Here is a 19,539-nt window from a genome sequence, read left to right as displayed (position 1 = left end):
GACTCAACACACTCACCGACAGTGACCTGTTGTGCCACGTCGGCCATCGTGGATAGTCACTGTCAACTGGGGGCTCACTTATCAGCGATGTCCCCCCCAGCTGCGGCCTCTCGGTTTCACTCAATCGATCTCCCTTTAGAATTCGCCCAGAATCTCGCTTCCGCTGATACTGACAATTCCATTCAGCAGATTCTGGTCAATATTCGCACTGATAAATCGTGCGGATCCGTCCCCCATTAACGCCTGGCAGCCACCCGTATGAGCGCTGCCAGCCCTCCAGGCATAGACCAGTTTCGTCGTCAGATAGTTCTGGTTAATGCCGTAGGCCGGGATGATGAAATGGGTATGAGTGTATCCGGTAACGAAGGGACCGTACGCCGTGTCCGTTTTCTGGAGCGGGGTTTCAATCATGAGAAATGTGTTGCTGGAGCCATCCTTGATGGAATGCAGTCCCGCCGACGAGTTGATTCCGAATACAGACCGGCCCGGGTTCGTATTACTGCTGTACAGTCCGCCAGTCAGGCCGTGATACTCGGTTTCTTCATGCACGAACCCGTAACTTGTTCGCTGCGCCCCCGTAATGGTGTACATATTCTGTGGCGTATAGGTATGGGGCGTGTCGTACTCTGGATCACTTGGGCAAAGAAATCCGGCAAGTTTCAGGTTATTGAGTACGGGTTGTTCGCCCCCGCCTCCGAGTGAGTTCCAGTCTGCCTTGCCTGTTGCCAGGCTGAAGTTGATCTGATTGTAGACATTGGCCTGATCGATGAACGGAAGAATGTACAAATAGCCCGTAAAGTTTCGGACCTGTCCCGGTGGAACAAAGGTCGCCGATCGTTCTGATCCCGGATTGACCGTCGACGGCGGGAACATCTGGTAGTTGTCATGGTAGTTGTGTAGAGCAAGCCCCAATTGCTTGAAGTTGTTCTTGCATTGAGTCCGTCTTGCCGCTTCACGAGCCTGCTGCACCGCGGGCAGCAGGAGTGCAATGAGAACTGCGATAATCGCAATTACGACAAGCAACTCAATCAAGGTGAACCCGGACGGGACCAAACGTTGACGACGTACGCTGGGCATCAGCGACCTTTCTCTCGAAACGTTCCGAAGAAAATGCGCGAAGTTGCGCCGAAAACAATGACAGAAGTGAAGTGAACGAAGGACATGCTTGTTGACGTTACGACAGACGTCGACGATAGCAAACAACGTTCCTTATAAAAAATCAACTCTGAGCAGTGATTTGCATTTCGAATGATCATCGCCGCAGCCTAACCACGCTTTAGCGAGTCGCTCGCTGAACGAATTGAGCGATAATTGTGGCTTTGTAACGGCACCAATCCTATCACAGGACAATGGTGGCAGTCTTAATAGCACCTGAAAAATGAGCTCAGAATTCCCTAAAATTGGCCGCAGGGAGGCGTTCACCGAACGCGGGTCGAACGGCAGCGACAGCAGTCGATGTATAGAAAGCATGCAGTAATGATTGTCTTAGTGGCAGCACCCGCCGTGGATTGCTGACTCACAGGATGGTCCTACGGCGCAGGTGGTTCAGTTCCTCGAAAATCTCTTTCGATGACCCTTCGGTTATCCCTTCTTTCCATCGTTGACAGTGTGATTTCCACAAGATTAGGCTGCTCGCGTCAGGGACGGCTGCGTGCACTTCCTCTCCGCGAGAAAGCTTCAGATCTCCGGAAAGAACTTGCCGTCAGCTTCACAGTGCCGTTGATCTGCTCAATTCTCACTGGACCATCCGCCTACTTTCCCATCGACATCTCTAATAGTGACACCCGGATCGGAGACTTTGAGCTCGGAGCCAGTTGCTTTGCGAACGTGTCCTAATTACCTGGCGTTCCGCCACTCTCTCATGCTGATTCACCGGTTGAGAGCGTTTCTTACATGCCTCCTGCTCTTGGAGGTTTTAGGTGGCGTATTGGGCTGTCGCCACGATCCTTCGGAAATTCCCCCTGGCGAAATAATCTCTTCTCCTCAGCCCCACCGGCCAACCGGCCTTGCCCGTTCGTTTCAATCGAGCTCGCGCCTGGTCGCTCCTGAAACCGTCAATCCTTCCCCGCCCGAAACAGAGCAGTCTGACTGGTTTGAAGATGTCACAGCCGCAAGTCGGATAAGCTTTACCTATCGCAATGGCGAAGAAGGAGGTCACCTCTTCATCCTTGAGAGTCTCGGAGGGGGCGCGGCAGCCTTTGACTTTGACCGGGACGATTTCACGGACATTTTTTTCACCGGCGGCGGCACCATCGATTCCAACGCAACCATTGCCGGTTTGCCCTCCGCCTTGTTCCGTAACGTCAGCGAATTTCATTTTGACGAAGTCTCTGCCCAGGCCCGCGTGTTGAGTGGGGGAGACTATTCGCATGGCTGCTTCGCGGCGGATTTCGACTGCGACGGTTTTCCGGACTTCATCGTCACAGCTTACGGTCGCTGTCGACTCTTCAAAAACCTTGGCGACGGGACGTTTATTGACATGACAGCCGGAAGTGGCGTCAACCAGACGGGCTGGTGGACCGCAGCCGCATGGGGAGACATCAATCGTGACGGATTGCCCGATCTCTACCTCGCCAGTTATCTGCAATGGTCTCCTGCGTCCGACCAGAAATGCTGGAATCCCTTGAAACAACGAGAAGTCTGTGGCCCCAACCGCTTTCCTGCCGCAGATGACCGAGTATATCGCAATCTCGGTGACGGCTCGTTCGAAGACGTCACAGAGAGCATACAAGTCAAACCGGGTGGCAACGGTTTAGCCGTCGTGGCGGCAGACATTAACCGCGATGGATTCGTCGACTTCTACGTCGCGAACGACGAGACAGACAACTTTCTTTATCTGGGTCGTTCTGACGGCACTTTACAAGAAATGGGACACGCGGTCGGCGTCGCCGTCAATCAGTATGGGACGCACGAAGGGAGTATGGGTGTTGAAGCGGGTGACTACGATCAGGATGGACGTTGCGATCTGTGGGTCACGAACTTCGAACTCGAAGATAACGCACTTTATCGAAACCTGGGCGATGACATCTTTTTGCAAACCACGAACACGGCGGGGCTTGCCGGACGGTCGCGTCTTCAGGTTGGCTTCGGAACTGCACTGGAAGATTTCAATGGTGATGGCCGACTCGATCTGCTGGTGATCAACGGACACGTTTTTTACGGGGGAGGTCAGCTCCCGTACCGCCAGAAGCCCCAGCTTTTCCAGAACACAGCAGATGGTCGATTCAAAGAGGTTTCTCGCTCCGCTGGAACATATTTCCGTGAGAATCATCCCGGTCGAGGTGCGACGGTCGGGGACTTTGACAATGACGGAGGAATCGATGTGGTTGTCGTGCATCAGAATGAGCCCGTATCAGTCCTTCGCAACCGATTCCCTCATCAGCGATTCGTCAGTCTGGACATCATCGGAACTCGCGTTGACCGGGATGCGATCGGTACCACCGTTACCGTCAGACAGGAAGGGGACGAACGAATCGCGTTCGTCCGGAGTGGTGCAGGATACCTGTCTCATTTCGATCGACGCGTGGTGATGGCCGTGACGGACGCCCCTTTCGACGTGAAGGTTTGCTGGACGGACGGAATGACAGAAATCTTCCGCGCGGTTCCCACAGGTCGCACCTCTCATCTCATTCAAGGACAAAGCGAGTCCGATGCGGCCCCATAGCGAACCGACGGCCCAGCCCCGTCAATTGAACATAGCCCTCCTGCTGGCACTACTCGCAGGTAGCATTGTCGTTTGTGGACTGTTGTGGAGCCTGCGACCAAGCCCGGAAAGTCTGTATCAACAGGCCCTGCAGTCAAAAGAACTCCATGACAAGCAGCGGTTATTACAACAAGCCATCCGCTTGGCTAACGACGACGATCCGGCAGCCGAATTGGAACTGTGCCTCGTGTCCGCTCGGCTGAAAGACTGGAGTGCGGTCGAATCGGGGATCGCCAAGCTGTCTCAGCAGAAACTCCCTACATCTGACCTCATGAAGGTGGCACGCGTCTGCCTGGAAGCACAGCAATGGGCTTCCGCAAAACCGATACTGGACGCTCTGCAGGAAACGCAGGGTCAAAATGAAGATTACCTGCGTCTTCGCTGTGCCTACTTTCAGGGAACCGGAGATCATCGTGGGCTGATTGATGCGACGCTCCTGCTGACCAAAGCAGCCCCTCATCAGACAAATTACTGGCTGTTGCTGGCTCAGATCCACGAGTTATTGGAACAGAACGCTGCGGCCATCGCCGTGTATCAAGAGGCGCTGGACCACGAATTGAGTCGTCTGGACGAAATCAAAATTCGTTCCCGTTTACTGGAACAGTTGATTCACGTCGGAGATGCCCCCGGGGCAAGAGATCAGTTGAACGCGCTCATCGCAGCGGGGGAAACGGGTCCGCGAATCGAAATCGCGACTGCGCGCCTTTATCACCTGGAAGGACAAAGCGAACTCGCCTTAGCCTCGCTGGAGCCGGCTCTGCAACGGATTGGTGAGGTGCCAGAAGCCATTCGGTTACGCGGTGTCCTTCAGCTGGAACTCGGAAAATTTGATGAAGCGGTCCGGGACCTCAAACGAGTTATCGAGCTGACTCCCCACGACGAAATTGCCTTATTCAAACTCGCAGAGGCCAATCGACGGTGGGGGAAGCAAGACCCGACACGAGACGATGGAGTGCTGGCAGACAAGTACCATCAGAGGTACCTGCAAGTTCACCAGCGCCAGTTGAGGATCAAAGCGATTCAGCGAGAACTCGCGCAGACCCCAGATCACCCACAGTTGCGTAAAGAACTTGAACAACTCAAAGCCGAGACGCGTTAGCCACCGGTACTGTGGAATGAGGGCCTTGTTCTTTGAGTTAGGTTGAGGTTGGAGAGGGGGTCGCGACGATGGAAGAATGCTCTCCCTCAGCACGCCCACGAATTCATCAGGAGAGCTGACGGAACCATTCGATCGCGGTGAATCGCGGTTTGATACGCGGGAGATGCAGGACACGATGGGAGGAGTCCGAACGTCAGTGCCGCGGATTCCATGGAGGGGAATGTCAGGGGGCCATCACGGCACAGACCAACTCGGTTGCTCCTGACTGCGCGACTCTTTTTGCACTGAGACAGCTTGCGCAGAGACAGCCTGTGAGCAACCGAGTTGGACAACCCCGCTATTGCGACACGATCTCGACGGGACAACCCGCGTGCCTTGAGACCTGCGCCGCCGTGGAATCCCCCCACCACCGAAGCATGCGTGCCCGGCGTTTTGACCCCACGATGATCTGATCAGCACCATATCGACGGGCCTCATCAAGAATCACCTCCGCGGGATCACCTGTCCGTACGATGAACTTCGTCGACAGCTGCGGCGCAGCTCCCTTCAATCGCTCCGCAGCCTCTTCGAGCTGGCGTCTTGCCTCGGTGCGTTGGACATTCATCAGTTCTCCCAGGATGAGCTGTGACGGTCCCGCCAGAGCATTCGCCTCAATCGGCGAAAGCACGGTGATGAGTCGCACCTCCGCATCTTCGGGCCAATCGCGCTGCCTCAATTGCGTCAAAAACGCATGACTAGGGGACGTCCCCTCGATTGCCAGCAGAATTCGCTGCGATCGCGGGGTGTGACGACCCGCAGCATCCGTGGAGAGAGACCCGTTCGCGGGAGAAGGAGGTGGCATACACGTAGTCACGGTAATTCCTCTTCTAAAGATGAGATTCTTCGACTGAGGACCGGGATCACCTTACGACCCGGACTCGAATCGCGCGATCGATCCGAGTGACTTCGCCCTGTTCTTGCGGCTTCGTTTCAGGAGCGACTTGGGGCGCTGCAGTTTGTGGAGGACCACACGCCGCGCACGTTCGGCGGCTTGAGCAACAGCGGCCCACGGATTCTCGGATGTGGCAGACGCCGTCAGATGACCGAATGGCGGAAGCGAGATGCGGACACGACACTGTTTGTCGACCCCGCCGCGGGGACCATTTTCGTCACTCAGCGTGACATCGACACTCGTGATTCGCTTCGATGCATGACTGAGAGCTCGCGTCATCTGCTCGACGACGGCATTCGCATACCGGTGAGGCTGAGGGACTGACGACGCGTTGATATTGATCTTCATCACGGGTTCTCCTTGTACTGGTTCACAATCCAGGTTCACCACAACGAAAGCTTTCGAATATCCGCAAGACCGATCCGATGTTCCTGTTGCCTTGCGCGTTGACATCCACAAGAGTTCGATTCGAGAAAGAACAAAACCAATTTTCACCTCACCCCTGAAACTTTCCAGGGGTGAGGTCGACGCCGAGCGCTGGCGTCGAGGATCCCAGAGGCCAACCTGAGAATTCAGGTGGCGCTGTTTCTGATGCTGCTTTCAAAGGGGACGTATCCGTTAGTTCAGACGGCAGTGTCCGCGAAGCGGCTACGTGACACAGACACGGTTACGCTCGGGTTGGAAGACGACCTCTTCAATCCGAAACCGCACGAGCCCACTCGGAACCTGCCACTGCACGAGATCCCCTTCGCGATAGCCAAGGATGGCTGTTCCGATCGGGGCAAGTACTGACAGTTTATCTGACGCGATGTCCGCATCTTTAGGAAAAACAAGCGTATAAGTGCTTACTTCCTGGGTATGAACGTCACGGATTTTGACGGTCGAATTCATCGTCACGACATCGGGAGGAATCTCGTCAGGGTTCATGACGATCGCGCGATTCATCTCCTGCCGCAACGACTGGAGATAGGGCTTATCACCGAATGCCATTGCCAGTTCACTGAAGAACAGGCTTTCGAGATCGTCGTGATCCGACTTGGTAATGATGATTTGTCGTTTGCCAGCCATGTGTCGCTCCTCGTTCCTTAACCTTGTTTAACGTACCGCTCCTGACTGAACGCGAAAGTTTGCGGCAGAGAAATCACCTGCGATCGATTCGCTCAATTCGTTACGTCGAATGAGAACCCTGTCGTGTAACCACGCCTGCGCAGTGGCCGCGACATCGCTGCTCGTCAACTCAGGAATCGTGACTTCGTCAAACAGCGAACGCTGAGGGGAGAGTAAGCAACTCCCAGACCAATGCGCTCAAACACGAAAAACTGGCAAATAAAAGGGGGACCGCGGCGACGATTCGGGGCGTGGCGCACGAGAATCCGGCCCTCACCGTCAACTCCCGGTGACGGCCGAAACCTGAGTTGACATCGTCGAGGTTCAACCGAGCAACATCGGCCTCATTCGACGGCTTTCCCGTAGGAGACTGAATGGCTCCATGACGGTGAGGACCGGCCTGAAACTCCGGGGGTGTTCGCCCCGCAACGGATTTCACCTGCCCCTGCGACCATTTTGGTCAGGACATATCACGGGGCGGGGGACGAGCAGAGGGGCGCCCGTTCCCCGAACGTTGTGGTCCCCCCGGAGGGTGTTCGGTGATCACACAGCAAGGTGACGGAACCGACTTACGCCTCCTCAGAAGACTCGTGCGTCTCGGAAGGTCGCTTAATGATCATCGATGCCAGGATCCCCGCGACGAGGATCCCGATGATCACAGCCAGCAGATAGAAGTTGAAGTGCGACCCCAATGTCTTTTTCAGCCATTCGGTGAAGAACATCTTCAGCCCGACGATCAGCAGAATGACCGCCAGCGATACCTTCAGGTACCGGAACGTGTCGATCATCCCGGCGAGAGCGAAATACAGCGAGCGAAGTCCCAGGATGGCGAACACGTTACTGGTGAACACCAGGAAGGGATCCGCCGTAATGGCAAAGATCGCCGGGATCGAATCGACGGCAAAAATCACATCCGTCGATTCGATCAGGATCAGCGCCAGGGCTAAAGGAGTCAGCATCAGAGTGCCCGGTCGCAGACTCTCGGCGTACTCCCCCTTGGCTTCCACTCCCGCTCGCACAAAAAAATGCTCGCCATGAATCTCGTTGGCGACAGGAAAGAACCGTCGCGTCAGACGAATGATCCACCCGAAGCTGGAGGCTTCATGATTGGAAGCAAAGACCAGCATCTTGATCCCAGTGAAGATCAGCAGGGCGCCAAAGACATACAGCACCCAGTGGAATCGTGAAATCAGCAGATTTCCGACGGCGATCATCGCCCCGCGCATTACCAGCGCTCCAATGATGCCCCAGAACAGAACCCGATGCTGGTAAATTATGGGAATGGCAAAGAAGCCGAAGATCATCGCGATCACAAACACGTTGTCGATGCTCAGCGATTTTTCGACAATGTACCCCGTGATGTACTTTTCAACGGCGGTAGCGCCATCGTTCAGTTGACCATCTGCGACATCGATCTGGGTCCCCAGACCAAACCAGTGACCTTCGTAGGCAAAGTAGACGAAGACCGCAAAGGTGAGCCCCAGAGTCACCCACACCGCCGTCCAAGCCAGGGCTTCCCTGATGGAGACTACATGGGCGTGACGGTGGAATACACCAAGATCAAGGGCCAACATCGCCAGGACGAAGACCACAAAGCCAATCCACAGCCAGATCATGCGAAACCCCTTGCCTCTGCCCAATCAAATCGACACGTCGCGTCATCACAGTTTGAGCATCTCTATCGGCCTGACCACGATATCAGCAGTGGTAAATGGCTCTCGCTCTTCACTTCTCTGCAAGATAGTGAAAATACCACGCCCGCGGGTTACCGCAAGGATCGATCTGCATCTCGGCTTCCCTTCCCCCCTTTCACAAAACAGGCGGGACAAAGCTGCCGGATGACAGCCCTGCCCCGCCTGTTTGAAGTCCCACCCACGTCCCACCCGTCGAAATTCTCAGTCCGGTCCGAAAGGACCTCTACCGAACGTCGCTTGAGTCGCAAAAGCAACCATTTCGGGGCCCGTCATTTCGACGGGTGGGACCCGTCACGACTCTCACGTCACTTTCGTCAACTCCGGCCGCTTCGCTCGGCCGGGAATACTCTGCAGGAGGATCGGTATCTTCGAGTGACGCAGCAGAGAATCTGCGACACTCGAACGCATCATCCGTGAAAGTCCTCGGTCTGCGTGAGTCGGAATCGCGATCAGATCCGTCTCGTGCGACTCGGCGTAGTGCTGAATCGCCAATCGAGGATCTTCCGCACTGGTGAGGACATAGGCCTCCGCATGAATCCCATTCTGTTTCAATCGTTCGATCGTCCAGGAGAGGTACTCTCGGGGACTTGAATGAGGAAACAGACCGGCTGTCCATTCTTCGTTCTGGACGTTCAAGAGCGTGATCGTTCCGCCATGCGTCTGCGCGGCGAAACGAGCACAGTCCAGCACCGTTCTGTCCGCAACCGAGCCGTCCAGAGGCAGCAGAATTCGCTTCACTTCAGGTCCCGCAGTCAATTCGACCGGTACGGAATCCCCTTTGGTGACCAGCAGCGGAACAGACAGCCGCTGACGCAGTTGATCCACCCGGTTCTGCCACCAGAGCCGAGAAGCGAATCGTCGACGACGTGAACCGATCACGACCAGACTGGAATCGGGCACCCCCGTCATCAAGGCATCGATCGTGTCGGGACTATCGACCAGCACGATTTCAACATCCACGTCTTCCCTGCGAGTAATCTGCCGGGCAATCCGTTCGAGATAGTCCTGGTGTTCCACCTGCGTCCGTTCATAAGCGGACGAATGCTGCCACGGCTCGAGCGCGGCGAACGGCTCGGTGTAGGCGTGTATTAGCCTCAGCGAAGCCCCCGTTCGACGGACAATTGCCAGCGCAGGGGGCAATGCATGTTCTGCGGGGGTTGAGCCGTCAAGCGGAACAACAACGGTTTGAATCGTCTCGGAACTCCGTCGTTCGGGCTCCGCCTGCCAGAGCCGCGCATCGGATTTCCCTCCGTCGGTCGGCCAAAGATGAAGGCGGTCAGAAAGACTGGTCGAGGCCGCGATCCTGCTTGAAAACTGGTCGTCGCGTTTCATGTCACACTCCTCGTTTCGCTGACGGAAGTCTCGGACGAAATCAAAGAGAACTGATAGCTATTTGTGTGCCACCTCGGCCAAAAGGACTTTGTTCAACAGGAGGGACTACAAGGCCCTCGTCAGATAAGCACCTTCCTTCTTCCAGACAGGGCCTTACCTGCCGCTGGACCATCACTCTGTGACAAGCCCCATCCACCAGCACGTAACCCTTGAAGCCGTTGTGTGCTTCTAACTGCAGGACGTGCGCCTCCGTTGGCTGCTCCACTCTGTGAATGCGTCAACTACCCGTCCTTTCCCATCACTGGGCCTGGGTCTCTTGCCCCACCCTGCACCGATCAAGAGCCTCTTCTTCTCTCAGCGCATCACGGCGGCATCACAGCGAATCCCGTAATCGACCAAGCTCTACTGTCCACCTCCGGCGACGGTGTCATCAACAAAGGACAGACAAATCCGGTTTCGGACATCTCGGCGGACGCGAATGTTCAAGAGGCTCAAGACGCTGAAAATTCAGGCCCAGCATTCCTAGTTGCACAAGAGCAGCAGTCGCCGAAAAAGAGAAAACCCTTCTCGTGCTGATACCGAACGAGACGGTCGCAAGCGGCATCCCAGTTGCTTTGTCTTCGTAATGTTCTGTGGTCATTAACAAAGCATTCACAATCCGGTTGCCCGGGCAAGGCATCGGAAGAGCGAAGCGGCTGCTGAGTCGGCAAGTCGATGCGGATACCAGCTTCGTCGTCTCAGCAGAGCTTCGCTCTTCCATTTTTGATTGCTCCGTTTCCAGTCAACGACTTCCCCCCACATCTTCCTCGGCAGAGAGAGACATTCCGAAACGAGGGATCCCTCGAGCGAATTCGCACAGCGTCTCGATCGCGCTGCGCGGTGATCTCTCGCCCCTGGGACGCGGGATAGATCGGTACACACCAAGAGTGGGGGTCAGCTCGTTGACCACACGGGCATTGCAGAAGCGGAGGTCGAGCCTGCCCCCTTCATCCTGGCCCGTGAGATCGGTATCATGACAAGATCCGGAAAACCGATCTTAAAACAGACCTGCATGACAACGATTGAAAGTCGGTAAATCCGCGCAGTTCTGGCCGCATCAGGACATACAGGCCGTCCGCCGTGACGATTCTGATTTGAAGCGTGCAATTTCCGCATGGCGAGAGTATGCAGCATGTCCAACAAAACACGATTCGGACAATCCATAGTGCGACCCATTGATAACTACGTTTTCCGAGCCATCGCCGACTACACCTACGACTGGGAAAGCTGGCTTTCCCCCGAAGGAAAGCTGCTTTGGGTGAACGCAGCCGTCGAACGAATTACGGGTTACCACCCTGACGAATGCCTGCAGATGCCTGATTACCCCTTGTCGATGGTGGCCGAAGAAGATCGGCACAAGATCATCGAGATGCTGAATGATGCGACCACCGAAGGAAGCCGAAACGATGTCGAGTTCCAATTGATTCATCGCGATGGATCCCGGCGCTGGGCGGCGGTCTCCTGGCAGCCGATGTACGACGATTCCCACAGGCATCTGGGGCATCGTGCCAGTGTGCGGGATATCACAGAACGACACTATCTGCGGGAAGAACTGCGACTGCACAATCAGCACCTCGAACAGCTCGTGCAGGAACGGACGATCAAGATTGCGCAACTGGAACAGCATCGGCGCAAAATGGAAAAGCTCGCCGCGCTGGGACAGATGGCCGCGGGGATCGCTCACGAAATCAACAATCCCCTGGCCGGAATCCGCAACGCATTCGCACTCTTCAAGGGGAACCTCTCGGGGGATGACGAAAACTATGAGTTGCTCGAACTGATCGACAGTGAGATCGAACGGATCAGCTCCATCACGCACCAGATGTATCAGCTGTATCGCCCCAGTCAGCAGTCCCCCACCCGATTTGATTTGATTCGCGCCATCGAGAATGTGCTTCTGCTGTTGCAACCCCTCGCTTCCGAAGCCAATGTCCGCGTCGTTCTTCGCCCGCCCCCAAAAGACGCCAGCGCCGACCCCAGTGTCGATTCGAGTACGACAGACGTGGTCCTGCGGGAAAGCGAGTTGCGACAGATTCTGTTAAATATCGTCCGCAACGCGATTCAGGCTTCTCCGTCACAGGGTGAAGTTGTGCTGGACGTTTTTTCGACGGATCAAAACGTGACCATCACTGTAACCGATCAGGGAGAAGGGATTTCAAAGGAAGCGACCACGCGTATCTTTGAGCCATTCTTCAGCACAAAAACCGGAACTCGTCAGGGAATGGGACTGGGTCTGTCTGTCTCTCGCAGCCTCGTTGAGGCCATGGGTGGGAGCATTGCCGTCGAGCGATCAGGCCCTGGCGGTACGACATTCCAAGTTACACTCCCTCGCCGGATCTCCAGCCATGAATGAACCATCATCCCCCAAGCGAATTCTGATTGCCGACGACGAACCGCTCTACCTGCGGACAACCGGGCAGTTGCTCCGCAAAGCCGGGTTTGAATGCGAATGCGTACCGGATGCCGACGCAGCACTCGCCAAACTCGAAACCGGATCGTTTGACCTTATCCTGTCTGACCTCAACATGCCCGGCAATTTCAAACTGGAATTGCTGCGGCGTGGTCGTGCGCAGTGGCCGCATATCCCGCTGATCGTCATCACCGGGGTCCCATCCCTTCCCACCGCAATCGAAAGTGTCCGTCTGGGGATCGTGGACTACTTACTCAAACCAGTGAAGTTTGAAGAGCTACTGGCCAGTGTGAACCGTGCCCTGAGTCATGCAACGGCCCCCCCGGTCTTGAGCGAACCCGCCGTGGCAGAAGACGAGATCCCGACAGCCCGGTTTCCACAGATTATCGGCCAGAGCCCTGCAATGCAGGAACTGCTGGAAATCGTCGATCGTGTCGCGAAAACGGATACGAACGTCGTCATCACCGGGGAAAGCGGCACCGGCAAAGAAGTAATTGCGAAAGCGATTCACCAGAACAGCCGCCGCCGGAGCTTTCACTTTCAGGTCATCGACTGCACGGCAATTCCCGAATCCCTCTTTGAGTCGGTGCTGTTCGGTCACGCCCGGGGTTCGTTCACAGGTGCGGTTAAGGATCAGGAAGGCCTGCTCAGTCGCAGTCACCGGGGGACCGCCTTCTTCGACGAATTGGGAGAACTTCCCCTGGCCTCACAGGCAAAGCTGTTGCGAGCTGTGCAGGAGCAGGCGTTTACCCCCGTCGGCATGAGTGAACTGCGGAAGGTCGATACGCGGTACATCTGCGCAACAAACAGAAATCTGGAAGACGAAGTCGAAGCCGGTCGATTTCGACAGGATCTGTTTTACCGTCTCGGCGTCATTCATATCGAACTCCCCCCGCTGCGCAAGCGGGGCGATGATGTTCTGCTGTTGGCCGATGCCTTCCTGACGCAGCTTCAACCCGACAATCGGCGGGTCACCGGCTACACCGACGAAGTACAGGAATGTTTTCGCCGCTATGAATGGCCGGGAAACATTCGCGAACTGAGAAACGTCATCGAGCGGGCTGTCACATTATCGCGCACAGACAAAATCGAACTGGCAGACCTCCCCAAACCCCTCCGCACAGCAACCACAAATTCCGCATCCCGACAAGTGTCGGATATCGCCGAAATTTCCCGCGAAGAAGCACTCGACAATGCCGACCGCGATTACCTGACCGCCTTACTTAAAAAGCATGAAGGGAACATCTCTCAGGCGGCTCGCCAGGCAGGACTTTCCCGGCAGGGGATGCATCGGCTGCTCAGTCGACATCGCCTCGATGCGGCCGATTTCCGACAACAGTAGGAGAAATCGTCGTAGGCGGGTGAGTTCCGTTCACGCGTTTCTACTGTGCCGTGATCGCAGTAATGTGCGGTTGAGGAACGACTCGCGACGTGCCTCTTTGATGAAGCGAGATGGCTTTGAAGTTGTCGCAGGTCTCCGCACCGACTTCCTCGGTTCGCCAATCGACATCTACCCCGATTCCACTGCGCAGCCGACCGTCCAATCCTCCCATTCCGCTCAAATGGAATTTTGGAAAATTCATTCAAGATCTCGGTATCTTATTTGCACAATACATCCGCGGCGACGAGCAATCACATTCCCAGATGGACATGCAAATGGAATGCAACGAGTGGAGTGAGCGAAATCATTCGCTGAACGCGTTCAACTTGGCACTGAAGATCGGGACCCATGGACTGATACGCGACATCGTGCTTGATCTGGCGAGCGATGGAAGTGTCATCGTGTGGGGCCGTGCCCGTAACTACTACGCGATTCAACTGGCTGTCTGTGCAACACGAGAGTTCGGCAACCGGCGGCACCTGTTCCCCAAAACTCGACTCCTGCTGTCCGTGGGTGAAAGTGTTGTCGATCTCGAGATCGTCCATCCCGAGTACGAAAAACAGGATCGACCACTGCCCACTCCCCGCCCGCACCGTCGCATATCGATGACGATGACTGCCGCCATGCCCGCCGCGATGATGGATGTCATTGGCAGCGTCGAAAGCCTCTGAAACAGTGGGGTCGCTCCGACTCGTTCCACGGATCACGCATCACACGTCCTGAGATGCCTGCGCATGCGCTCGCTGATCGCTCGTCTGCTTCGTGATCCGCTGTGGCCCTGCTCGGTGCAGGAAGGCCAACTCCAATTGGGGCTCATAGAAGTACCCCGCTTGAAATGGCCTGGTTTGAACATCGGTGCCTCTTCGCAGCACAGATTCTCTCGCATGCGGTCAGGACGTGTCCGAAGAAATCATCGCGACCATTTGACCGTATCCAGGAGGGGGAACGACGCTCGACACCGTATTCCTTACCTGTGGCACAGAGCTCAGCTTCCGCAATACCTAACCGCGTAGAAGCAACAACCCTTCCAGTGTCGGCCCGCACAAGACCTCGCACGGCCATCACACCACCCTGGCCAGTGGTCCGGGGAATTATGGGGTCAGATGAACATCAGGGAGACACTGTCACCACATGGCGACACGTCGAAGCCGTTATGACTGTCCTCTTTCCAACAATATTCGCAGTTCCCGCGTTTCAAACGCTCTGAGACAGCTGTAAATGTCGGGGCTTTAAGCAATCTTCATGATCGGTACGCATCGTGCATTCCTCCCTCTTGCTACCAGGAGTTCGCTGTGTTTGTGATCTGCACGGTACGACGGTGATCTAAGGCGATCACGGGATCGAACAAGCACGGCTGTCGATGGAGCTTCACCACCGCCGAATGCCTGACTGAAAGCCATCACCAGATGACTTTCAGTCGAATCGCTCTGAGCGAAACTGATTTGCTGAGGAGAGGAACATGACCACAGGAACTGCAATCAAGGTGGAACTATCTGGTGTTCACCCCCGCAGTCATCGCTGCGCCAGCGCCGTGGATGCGGCCATGATCCGGGTGCAGGGAGTCTACTCGCGCTGCGACCTGCGCAACGGAACGGTGACGCTCACCGCCAGCGACGAGGCCGCTGCCCGCAAGGCCCTCGCGGCCTTCGCCGCAGCAGGATTCTACGGCACGTCCGACAATGACGATCTTCAGGTACAGCCCTTGGCCCCGACGACGTCCGCACGGCTGACGCGCGCTCAGATCTCAGGCATCCATAACTGCTGTCCCCCCTGCTGCAACGCCATCGATGAGGCAATCAGCAGTGTCCCGGGAGTCACAGGTCATACAGCTAGACCCGGAGTAACCCGGTTTTTCGTCACAGGCGATTTTGAATCGGGTGATCTGGTCCGGGCTCTCAACGAATCCGGCTTCAGTGCGATCATTGAACCGTAAGAAAGACGGTGGGCATACGCTCGATGCACCCGTAATAACAAGTGGATTGCTCATGTGGTCGCTTTGCTCACTAAGCGACAGACGTCAATGGCTTTTCTTTTCGGGTTGAGGGGATTTTCAGCTGAAATCCTGCGACCAATGCAGATTGTGCGACGGGGAAAGCGGTGGGCCGGGGTTTGATGACGGTCATCAAATGTCGGCTCACCGCGGCCCGCCTCCCCCTGTAGTGCCACGCTGAGCCCTGATCAGCAGGCAGACTTGCCGCAATCCGATCGCGGGAAGAAGCAAATCAATTCCGACTCGCTCTGTGCGCCATCTCACGCTGACTTCCTCCCTTGGCCTCCGTATGAGTTATTCTCGCTCCGAATGAGCCAACGGGCGGGGCAAGTGCCATCCCCGGTAGAGCGACATCATCCTCAGCCAGAAGCAGAGGAGCGCTCCCGCGATCAGGAATCCACTCAAGGGCAACTGCAACGTATGCCCTGTCGCAACCAGGAGCCCTGCGGCCAGTGCCGCAACGGCATAAATATCGGCCTGAAGAACGAGGGGTGTCTCGCGGACCAGCAGATCACGCAGCATCCCTCCGCCGATCCCGGTCAGCATCCCCATGAGCGCGGCCATCATGGGATGAAGACCGAACGAGAGTGCCTTTTGAGTCCCCGTCACGGCGAACAGTGACAGTCCGGCGGCGTCAAAGACCAGCACGGGCCAGCTTCGAAGGTTAATCCCCGGAGACCACAAAAACATCACCAGGCCCGCAACGACCGAGACGGTCACATACTTCCAGTCGCGAATGGCAGCCGGAGGAACCGCGCCGATTAAAACATCACGGGCGATCCCCCCCGCGTTCCCCGCCGCAAACGAGAGAAACATCAGTCCAAACAGGTCGAGCCTGTTTTTCACCCCCGCCGCCGCACCGCTCAGCGCAAATACAAACGTCCCCAGCAAATCAAACACAATCAAAAGCTGAGCAGCCAATCCACGCCCCTGCAACAACGGCTCATCCATCTCAGATCCCACCCGGCACGATACCAACTAAGCTTCTCCGCTTCGCAACAGCATCCTTCCCATTCCAACACGTCAATCCCACCGCTGCAATGACCGAACACGGTGCAGCAACGCTCGTCTCTGCTGGTCCGCTCAATTCAATCATCACTGACGACGTGCAGCCCTCATCGACATGCACGCCGCGAGATCGTCGTGCTCGCCACCCTGAACGGCGTCACCAGCAGCGAGGGTCGCTCTGAGAGAACCTCCGACAATGGATCTTCAAACGGTTGTTCGCCCCGCACTGAATCAGGGGTTGCTCACCCATCGGAGACATTCATCCCTCACATGACCCGACGGCTTACTCTCAGTAGAATCCCGTCACAATTCACAGATCATGATTTCGGCTCGTTCTTCAGCGGGTTCAAAATCATCAGAGACAGGCCTGGGAGGGAGTTCTCATGCGGTCATCAATGAAGGAACTGGAGCGAATACTCAATTCGCTTGGGGAGTCATCTCGATTCGCAACATCCGGCCAGTTACCGGCCGTACTTCCGGGTCTGGAAGTCGACGGTTTTGGTTCCGTCGGACTTCCATTAGCCGCTGTGGAAGCAAAGCGACTTATCCAACAGGCGGAACAAGCCCCCTACGGACGGGGCGAAGAAACAATCGTTGACACAGATGTTCGCCGCGTCTGGCAGTTCGAGCCCACCCAGTTCCGTCTCAAAAATACCGACTGGGCCACCCAGATCGAAACCGCAGTCGAACAAATTCGACGTGACTTTGGCTTAGATCAAAAGATCTCGGCACACCTCTACAAACTGCTGGTGTATGAGAAAGGGAGTTTTTTCGCGCCCCACCGCGACACCGAGAAGATTGCCCGAATGTTCGCGACGCTGGTGGTTTGCCTTCCCTCGCTCCATGAGGGAGGATCGCTCATCGTGCAACATGACGGACAGACAGAGACCATTGACTTCGGTGGAACAGCCTCCGAATTTCAGACCCGATTCGCTGCGTTCTACGCCGATTGCCAGCACGAAGTCACTCCGGTGACATCGGGATTTCGAATCTGTCTGGTTTACAACCTCTCTTTGAGCGGTCGTCGCCAGCCCTCCGCGCCACGCAATCAGCCCCTCGTCCAGCAGGCGCGACAAGAGTTGGAGAATCTCTTCGAAAACGCTTCAAACCCAATGGAGAAGATCTGCATTCCGCTGAGGCATCAATACACCGAAGCCAACCTCGATCCCCGGCAGTTGAAAGGAGAGGATCGGACTCGATTCGACGTGCTGCGACAGGCCGCCGAGTCGCTCGGCTATCCCTGCTATCTGGCCCTCCTGACGCACTGGCAATCGGGGGAAGCCGATTATGATTCCCTGGACACCGATCGCTATTGGGGCCGCAGCTCAAGACGACGAAGATACAGATATGATGACAACGACGAGGCAGACGATACTGATGTCGAACTTGGTGAAGTGCACGATGAGGATCTTTCGCTCGCCCATTGGCTGAATCCGGACGGAGAACCGCAGCCCTTCGGCAAGATTGAGTTCCAGGAAGAAGAAGTCCTGGGCTTCGATGAGAAAAAGGACTGGTCCCGCCGCCAGGAAGTTCACGAAGCGACAGGGAATGAAGGTGTCACTGTCGAATGCTGGTACCACCAGGCAGCCGTGGTGATCTGGCCCCCCTCTCGATTCTTCCAGATCATGGCCAGTGGAGGACCATCGTCGTCCGTTCCGGCACTCGAACAGATGATGGCCGCATCCCCTGCTTCGGACCAGTCATCCTCCCTCCGTGAGTTCGCCAAACAGATCATTGCGCAATGGAACCCGGATTGGAAATTACGCAACGACAAGGTCTCACTCGCCACCCGCATGCTGGAACTGCTGGACCGAATCGGTGACGCGGAACTGGCAGTCCGGTTTGTGCGGGACGTACTCCCCCAAAGCTTCAACGGCTCCGAAGGGAAAGCACTGACTCGACTGTGCCACCAATTCGGCTGGGATGTACTCGGTCCGTCCTTGCTGAGTTTTGTGGTTCAACAGCAACCGGAAGATCACATGACAACGATCGCCCGGATTGTCGCCGTGTGTGCCCCGCTTTGCTGCGATCCCCCCAAACCGACGAAAAAACGACTCCAGGTCTGCCAGTCCCTCGCGACAGAATTATGGTCCGCCGTGAAGCGTTTCGAACGCAAACTCGTCGGTGATGAGGATGATGATCTCTGGATCGAAGAAGGATCGTGGAACGATCCCGCCAGGGACTACATCGGACTAGTCGATCCACTGCTGCTGATCGGCGCTGCCGTGGAAGCGGCTGACGAACTGGAGCGATTTCTCGATCGGATTCTCCTTGATCCGCGCCGGTACAATCTTCGTCGAGTTTTAGTTCCCGACCTTCTATCGGCCCAGAAGTGGTTGCCCCGGTTTCCCGCAGGTCAGCCCGCACTCACACGACTGCGTGAACACTGTCTTGTGCAGCTTCGCGCCGCGACAACCGAGCCTGTAGAACCACCCAAAGACTGGACGCGCAGCGCGAATTTTGACTGCCACTGCGACGTCTGCCAGACCTTGGCGAAGTTCTTACGAGACCCGAAGCTACAGGTCGGTCGGTTCCCCCTCCGAAAAGACCGCCGCCAGCATCTGCACAATCAGATCGAACGCCATCACTGCGACTGCACGCACGAGACCGAGCGAAAAGGGTCCCCCCAAACACTCGTCTGCAACAAAACAAACGCAACCTACACACGCCAGCGCCAGCAATACGAAAATGACTTGAAACTGATCACAAAACTGGAAGCACTCACCACCCCGCCCAAACCCAGGAAGCCCAGAAAAAAGCCGCAGTAAAGCTGTGACGCCCCCTGCTCGAACAGTCAAGAAAACGAGCCTTTGGGTCGCCAACAACGAGAGAGCATCGGATTCAC

General features: G+C 56.2%; 15 protein-coding genes. 7 read left to right on the top strand and 8 right to left on the bottom strand.

Translation table 11 applies throughout. The features are described 5' to 3' along the window. Nucleotides 1–135: 135 nt before the first annotated feature. Nucleotides 136–1,077 (bottom strand): DUF1559 domain-containing protein, encoded by a 942-nt coding sequence (locus ACGY09_RS20170; protein ID WP_373653176.1) that lies wholly within the window; start codon nucleotides 1,075–1,077, stop codon nucleotides 136–138. 850 nt (nucleotides 1,078–1,927) lie between these two features. Between ACGY09_RS20170 and ACGY09_RS20165 the strand changes: the two genes are divergently transcribed. Continuing rightward, nucleotides 1,928–3,664: a CRTAC1 family protein gene (locus tag ACGY09_RS20165; protein ID WP_397569174.1), complete on the top strand. Its 1,737-nt coding sequence runs from the start codon at nucleotides 1,928–1,930 to the stop codon at nucleotides 3,662–3,664. Beyond that, nucleotides 3,651–4,802, top strand: coding sequence for a tetratricopeptide repeat protein (locus tag ACGY09_RS20160; protein WP_397569173.1), 1,152 nt, complete (start codon nucleotides 3,651–3,653; stop codon nucleotides 4,800–4,802). Before ACGY09_RS20165 ends, ACGY09_RS20160 begins: the two co-directional genes overlap by 14 nt. A 337-nt stretch (nucleotides 4,803–5,139) precedes the next feature. Here ACGY09_RS20160 and ACGY09_RS20155 read toward each other — a convergent pair whose 3' ends face one another. From ACGY09_RS20155 to ACGY09_RS20135, 5 genes are all read right to left on the bottom strand, one after another. Beyond that, entirely contained in the window at nucleotides 5,140–5,655 is a 516-nt protein-coding gene (locus ACGY09_RS20155; RefSeq protein ID WP_397569172.1) for a universal stress protein, read from the bottom strand. A 51-nt stretch (nucleotides 5,656–5,706) separates the two neighbouring features. Beyond that, nucleotides 5,707–6,081 carry an HPF/RaiA family ribosome-associated protein gene (locus ACGY09_RS20150; RefSeq protein WP_373653180.1) on the bottom strand — a complete coding sequence of 125 codons (375 nt, stop codon included), beginning with the start codon at nucleotides 6,079–6,081 and terminating at the stop codon, nucleotides 5,707–5,709. 300 nt (nucleotides 6,082–6,381) lie between these two features. Next, complete coding sequence (gene rnk, locus ACGY09_RS20145; protein WP_373653181.1) at nucleotides 6,382–6,801, bottom strand: nucleoside diphosphate kinase regulator; 420 nt, start codon at nucleotides 6,799–6,801, stop codon at nucleotides 6,382–6,384. A 608-nt stretch (nucleotides 6,802–7,409) separates the two neighbouring features. Beyond that, the gene (locus ACGY09_RS20140; RefSeq protein ID WP_397569171.1) at nucleotides 7,410–8,456 is read right to left on the bottom strand and encodes a TerC family protein; all 1,047 of its coding nucleotides are present in this window, start codon (nucleotides 8,454–8,456) and stop codon (nucleotides 7,410–7,412) included. Nucleotides 8,457–8,834: 378 nt separating this feature from the next. Next, nucleotides 8,835–9,866, bottom strand: a complete 1,032-nt coding sequence (locus ACGY09_RS20135; RefSeq protein WP_397569170.1) for a universal stress protein — start codon at nucleotides 9,864–9,866, stop codon at nucleotides 8,835–8,837. Between the two features lie 1,171 nt (nucleotides 9,867–11,037). Between ACGY09_RS20135 and ACGY09_RS20130 the strand changes: the two genes are divergently transcribed. Further along, nucleotides 11,038–12,258 carry an ATP-binding protein gene (locus ACGY09_RS20130; protein ID WP_397569169.1) on the top strand — a complete coding sequence of 407 codons (1,221 nt, stop codon included), beginning with the start codon at nucleotides 11,038–11,040 and terminating at the stop codon, nucleotides 12,256–12,258. Next, nucleotides 12,251–13,657, top strand: coding sequence for a sigma-54-dependent transcriptional regulator (locus ACGY09_RS20125; RefSeq protein ID WP_397569168.1), 1,407 nt, complete (start codon nucleotides 12,251–12,253; stop codon nucleotides 13,655–13,657). The genes ACGY09_RS20130 and ACGY09_RS20125 overlap by 8 nt, the downstream gene beginning before the upstream one ends. Nucleotides 13,658–13,697: 40 nt before the next feature. Here ACGY09_RS20125 and ACGY09_RS20120 read toward each other — a convergent pair whose 3' ends face one another. Continuing rightward, a complete protein-coding gene (locus ACGY09_RS20120) occupies nucleotides 13,698–13,898 on the bottom strand; it encodes a hypothetical protein (protein WP_397569167.1) in 201 nt (66 codons plus the stop codon). Nucleotides 13,899–13,971: 73 nt separating this feature from the next. Here ACGY09_RS20120 and ACGY09_RS20115 point away from each other — a divergent pair, with 73 nt between their 5' ends. Both ACGY09_RS20115 and ACGY09_RS20110 read left to right on the top strand, forming a co-directional pair. Continuing rightward, complete coding sequence (locus ACGY09_RS20115) at nucleotides 13,972–14,367, top strand: hypothetical protein (RefSeq protein WP_397569166.1); 396 nt, start codon at nucleotides 13,972–13,974, stop codon at nucleotides 14,365–14,367. A 788-nt stretch (nucleotides 14,368–15,155) separates the two neighbouring features. Beyond that, on the top strand, nucleotides 15,156–15,629 hold the full coding sequence (locus ACGY09_RS20110) for a hypothetical protein (RefSeq protein ID WP_397569165.1): 474 nt from the start codon (nucleotides 15,156–15,158) through the stop codon (nucleotides 15,627–15,629). Between the two features lie 351 nt (nucleotides 15,630–15,980). Here the strand turns inward: ACGY09_RS20110 and ACGY09_RS20105 are convergent, their stop codons facing one another. Then, nucleotides 15,981–16,637 (bottom strand): trimeric intracellular cation channel family protein, encoded by a 657-nt coding sequence (locus ACGY09_RS20105; protein ID WP_397569164.1) that lies wholly within the window; start codon nucleotides 16,635–16,637, stop codon nucleotides 15,981–15,983. A gap of 440 nt (nucleotides 16,638–17,077) precedes the next feature. Here ACGY09_RS20105 and ACGY09_RS20100 point away from each other — a divergent pair, with 440 nt between their 5' ends. After that, nucleotides 17,078–19,462 carry a 2OG-Fe(II) oxygenase gene (locus ACGY09_RS20100; RefSeq protein ID WP_397569163.1) on the top strand — a complete coding sequence of 795 codons (2,385 nt, stop codon included), beginning with the start codon at nucleotides 17,078–17,080 and terminating at the stop codon, nucleotides 19,460–19,462. The last annotated feature ends 77 nt before the right edge of the window (nucleotides 19,463–19,539 follow it).

It is taken from the genome of Schlesneria sphaerica (genome assembly GCF_044336245.1).
GTDB lineage: Bacteria > Planctomycetota > Planctomycetia > Planctomycetales > Planctomycetaceae > Schlesneria > Schlesneria sphaerica.
Note: the sequence above shows the minus strand (reverse complement) of the source record. Positions and strands in the feature narration are given on the sequence as shown.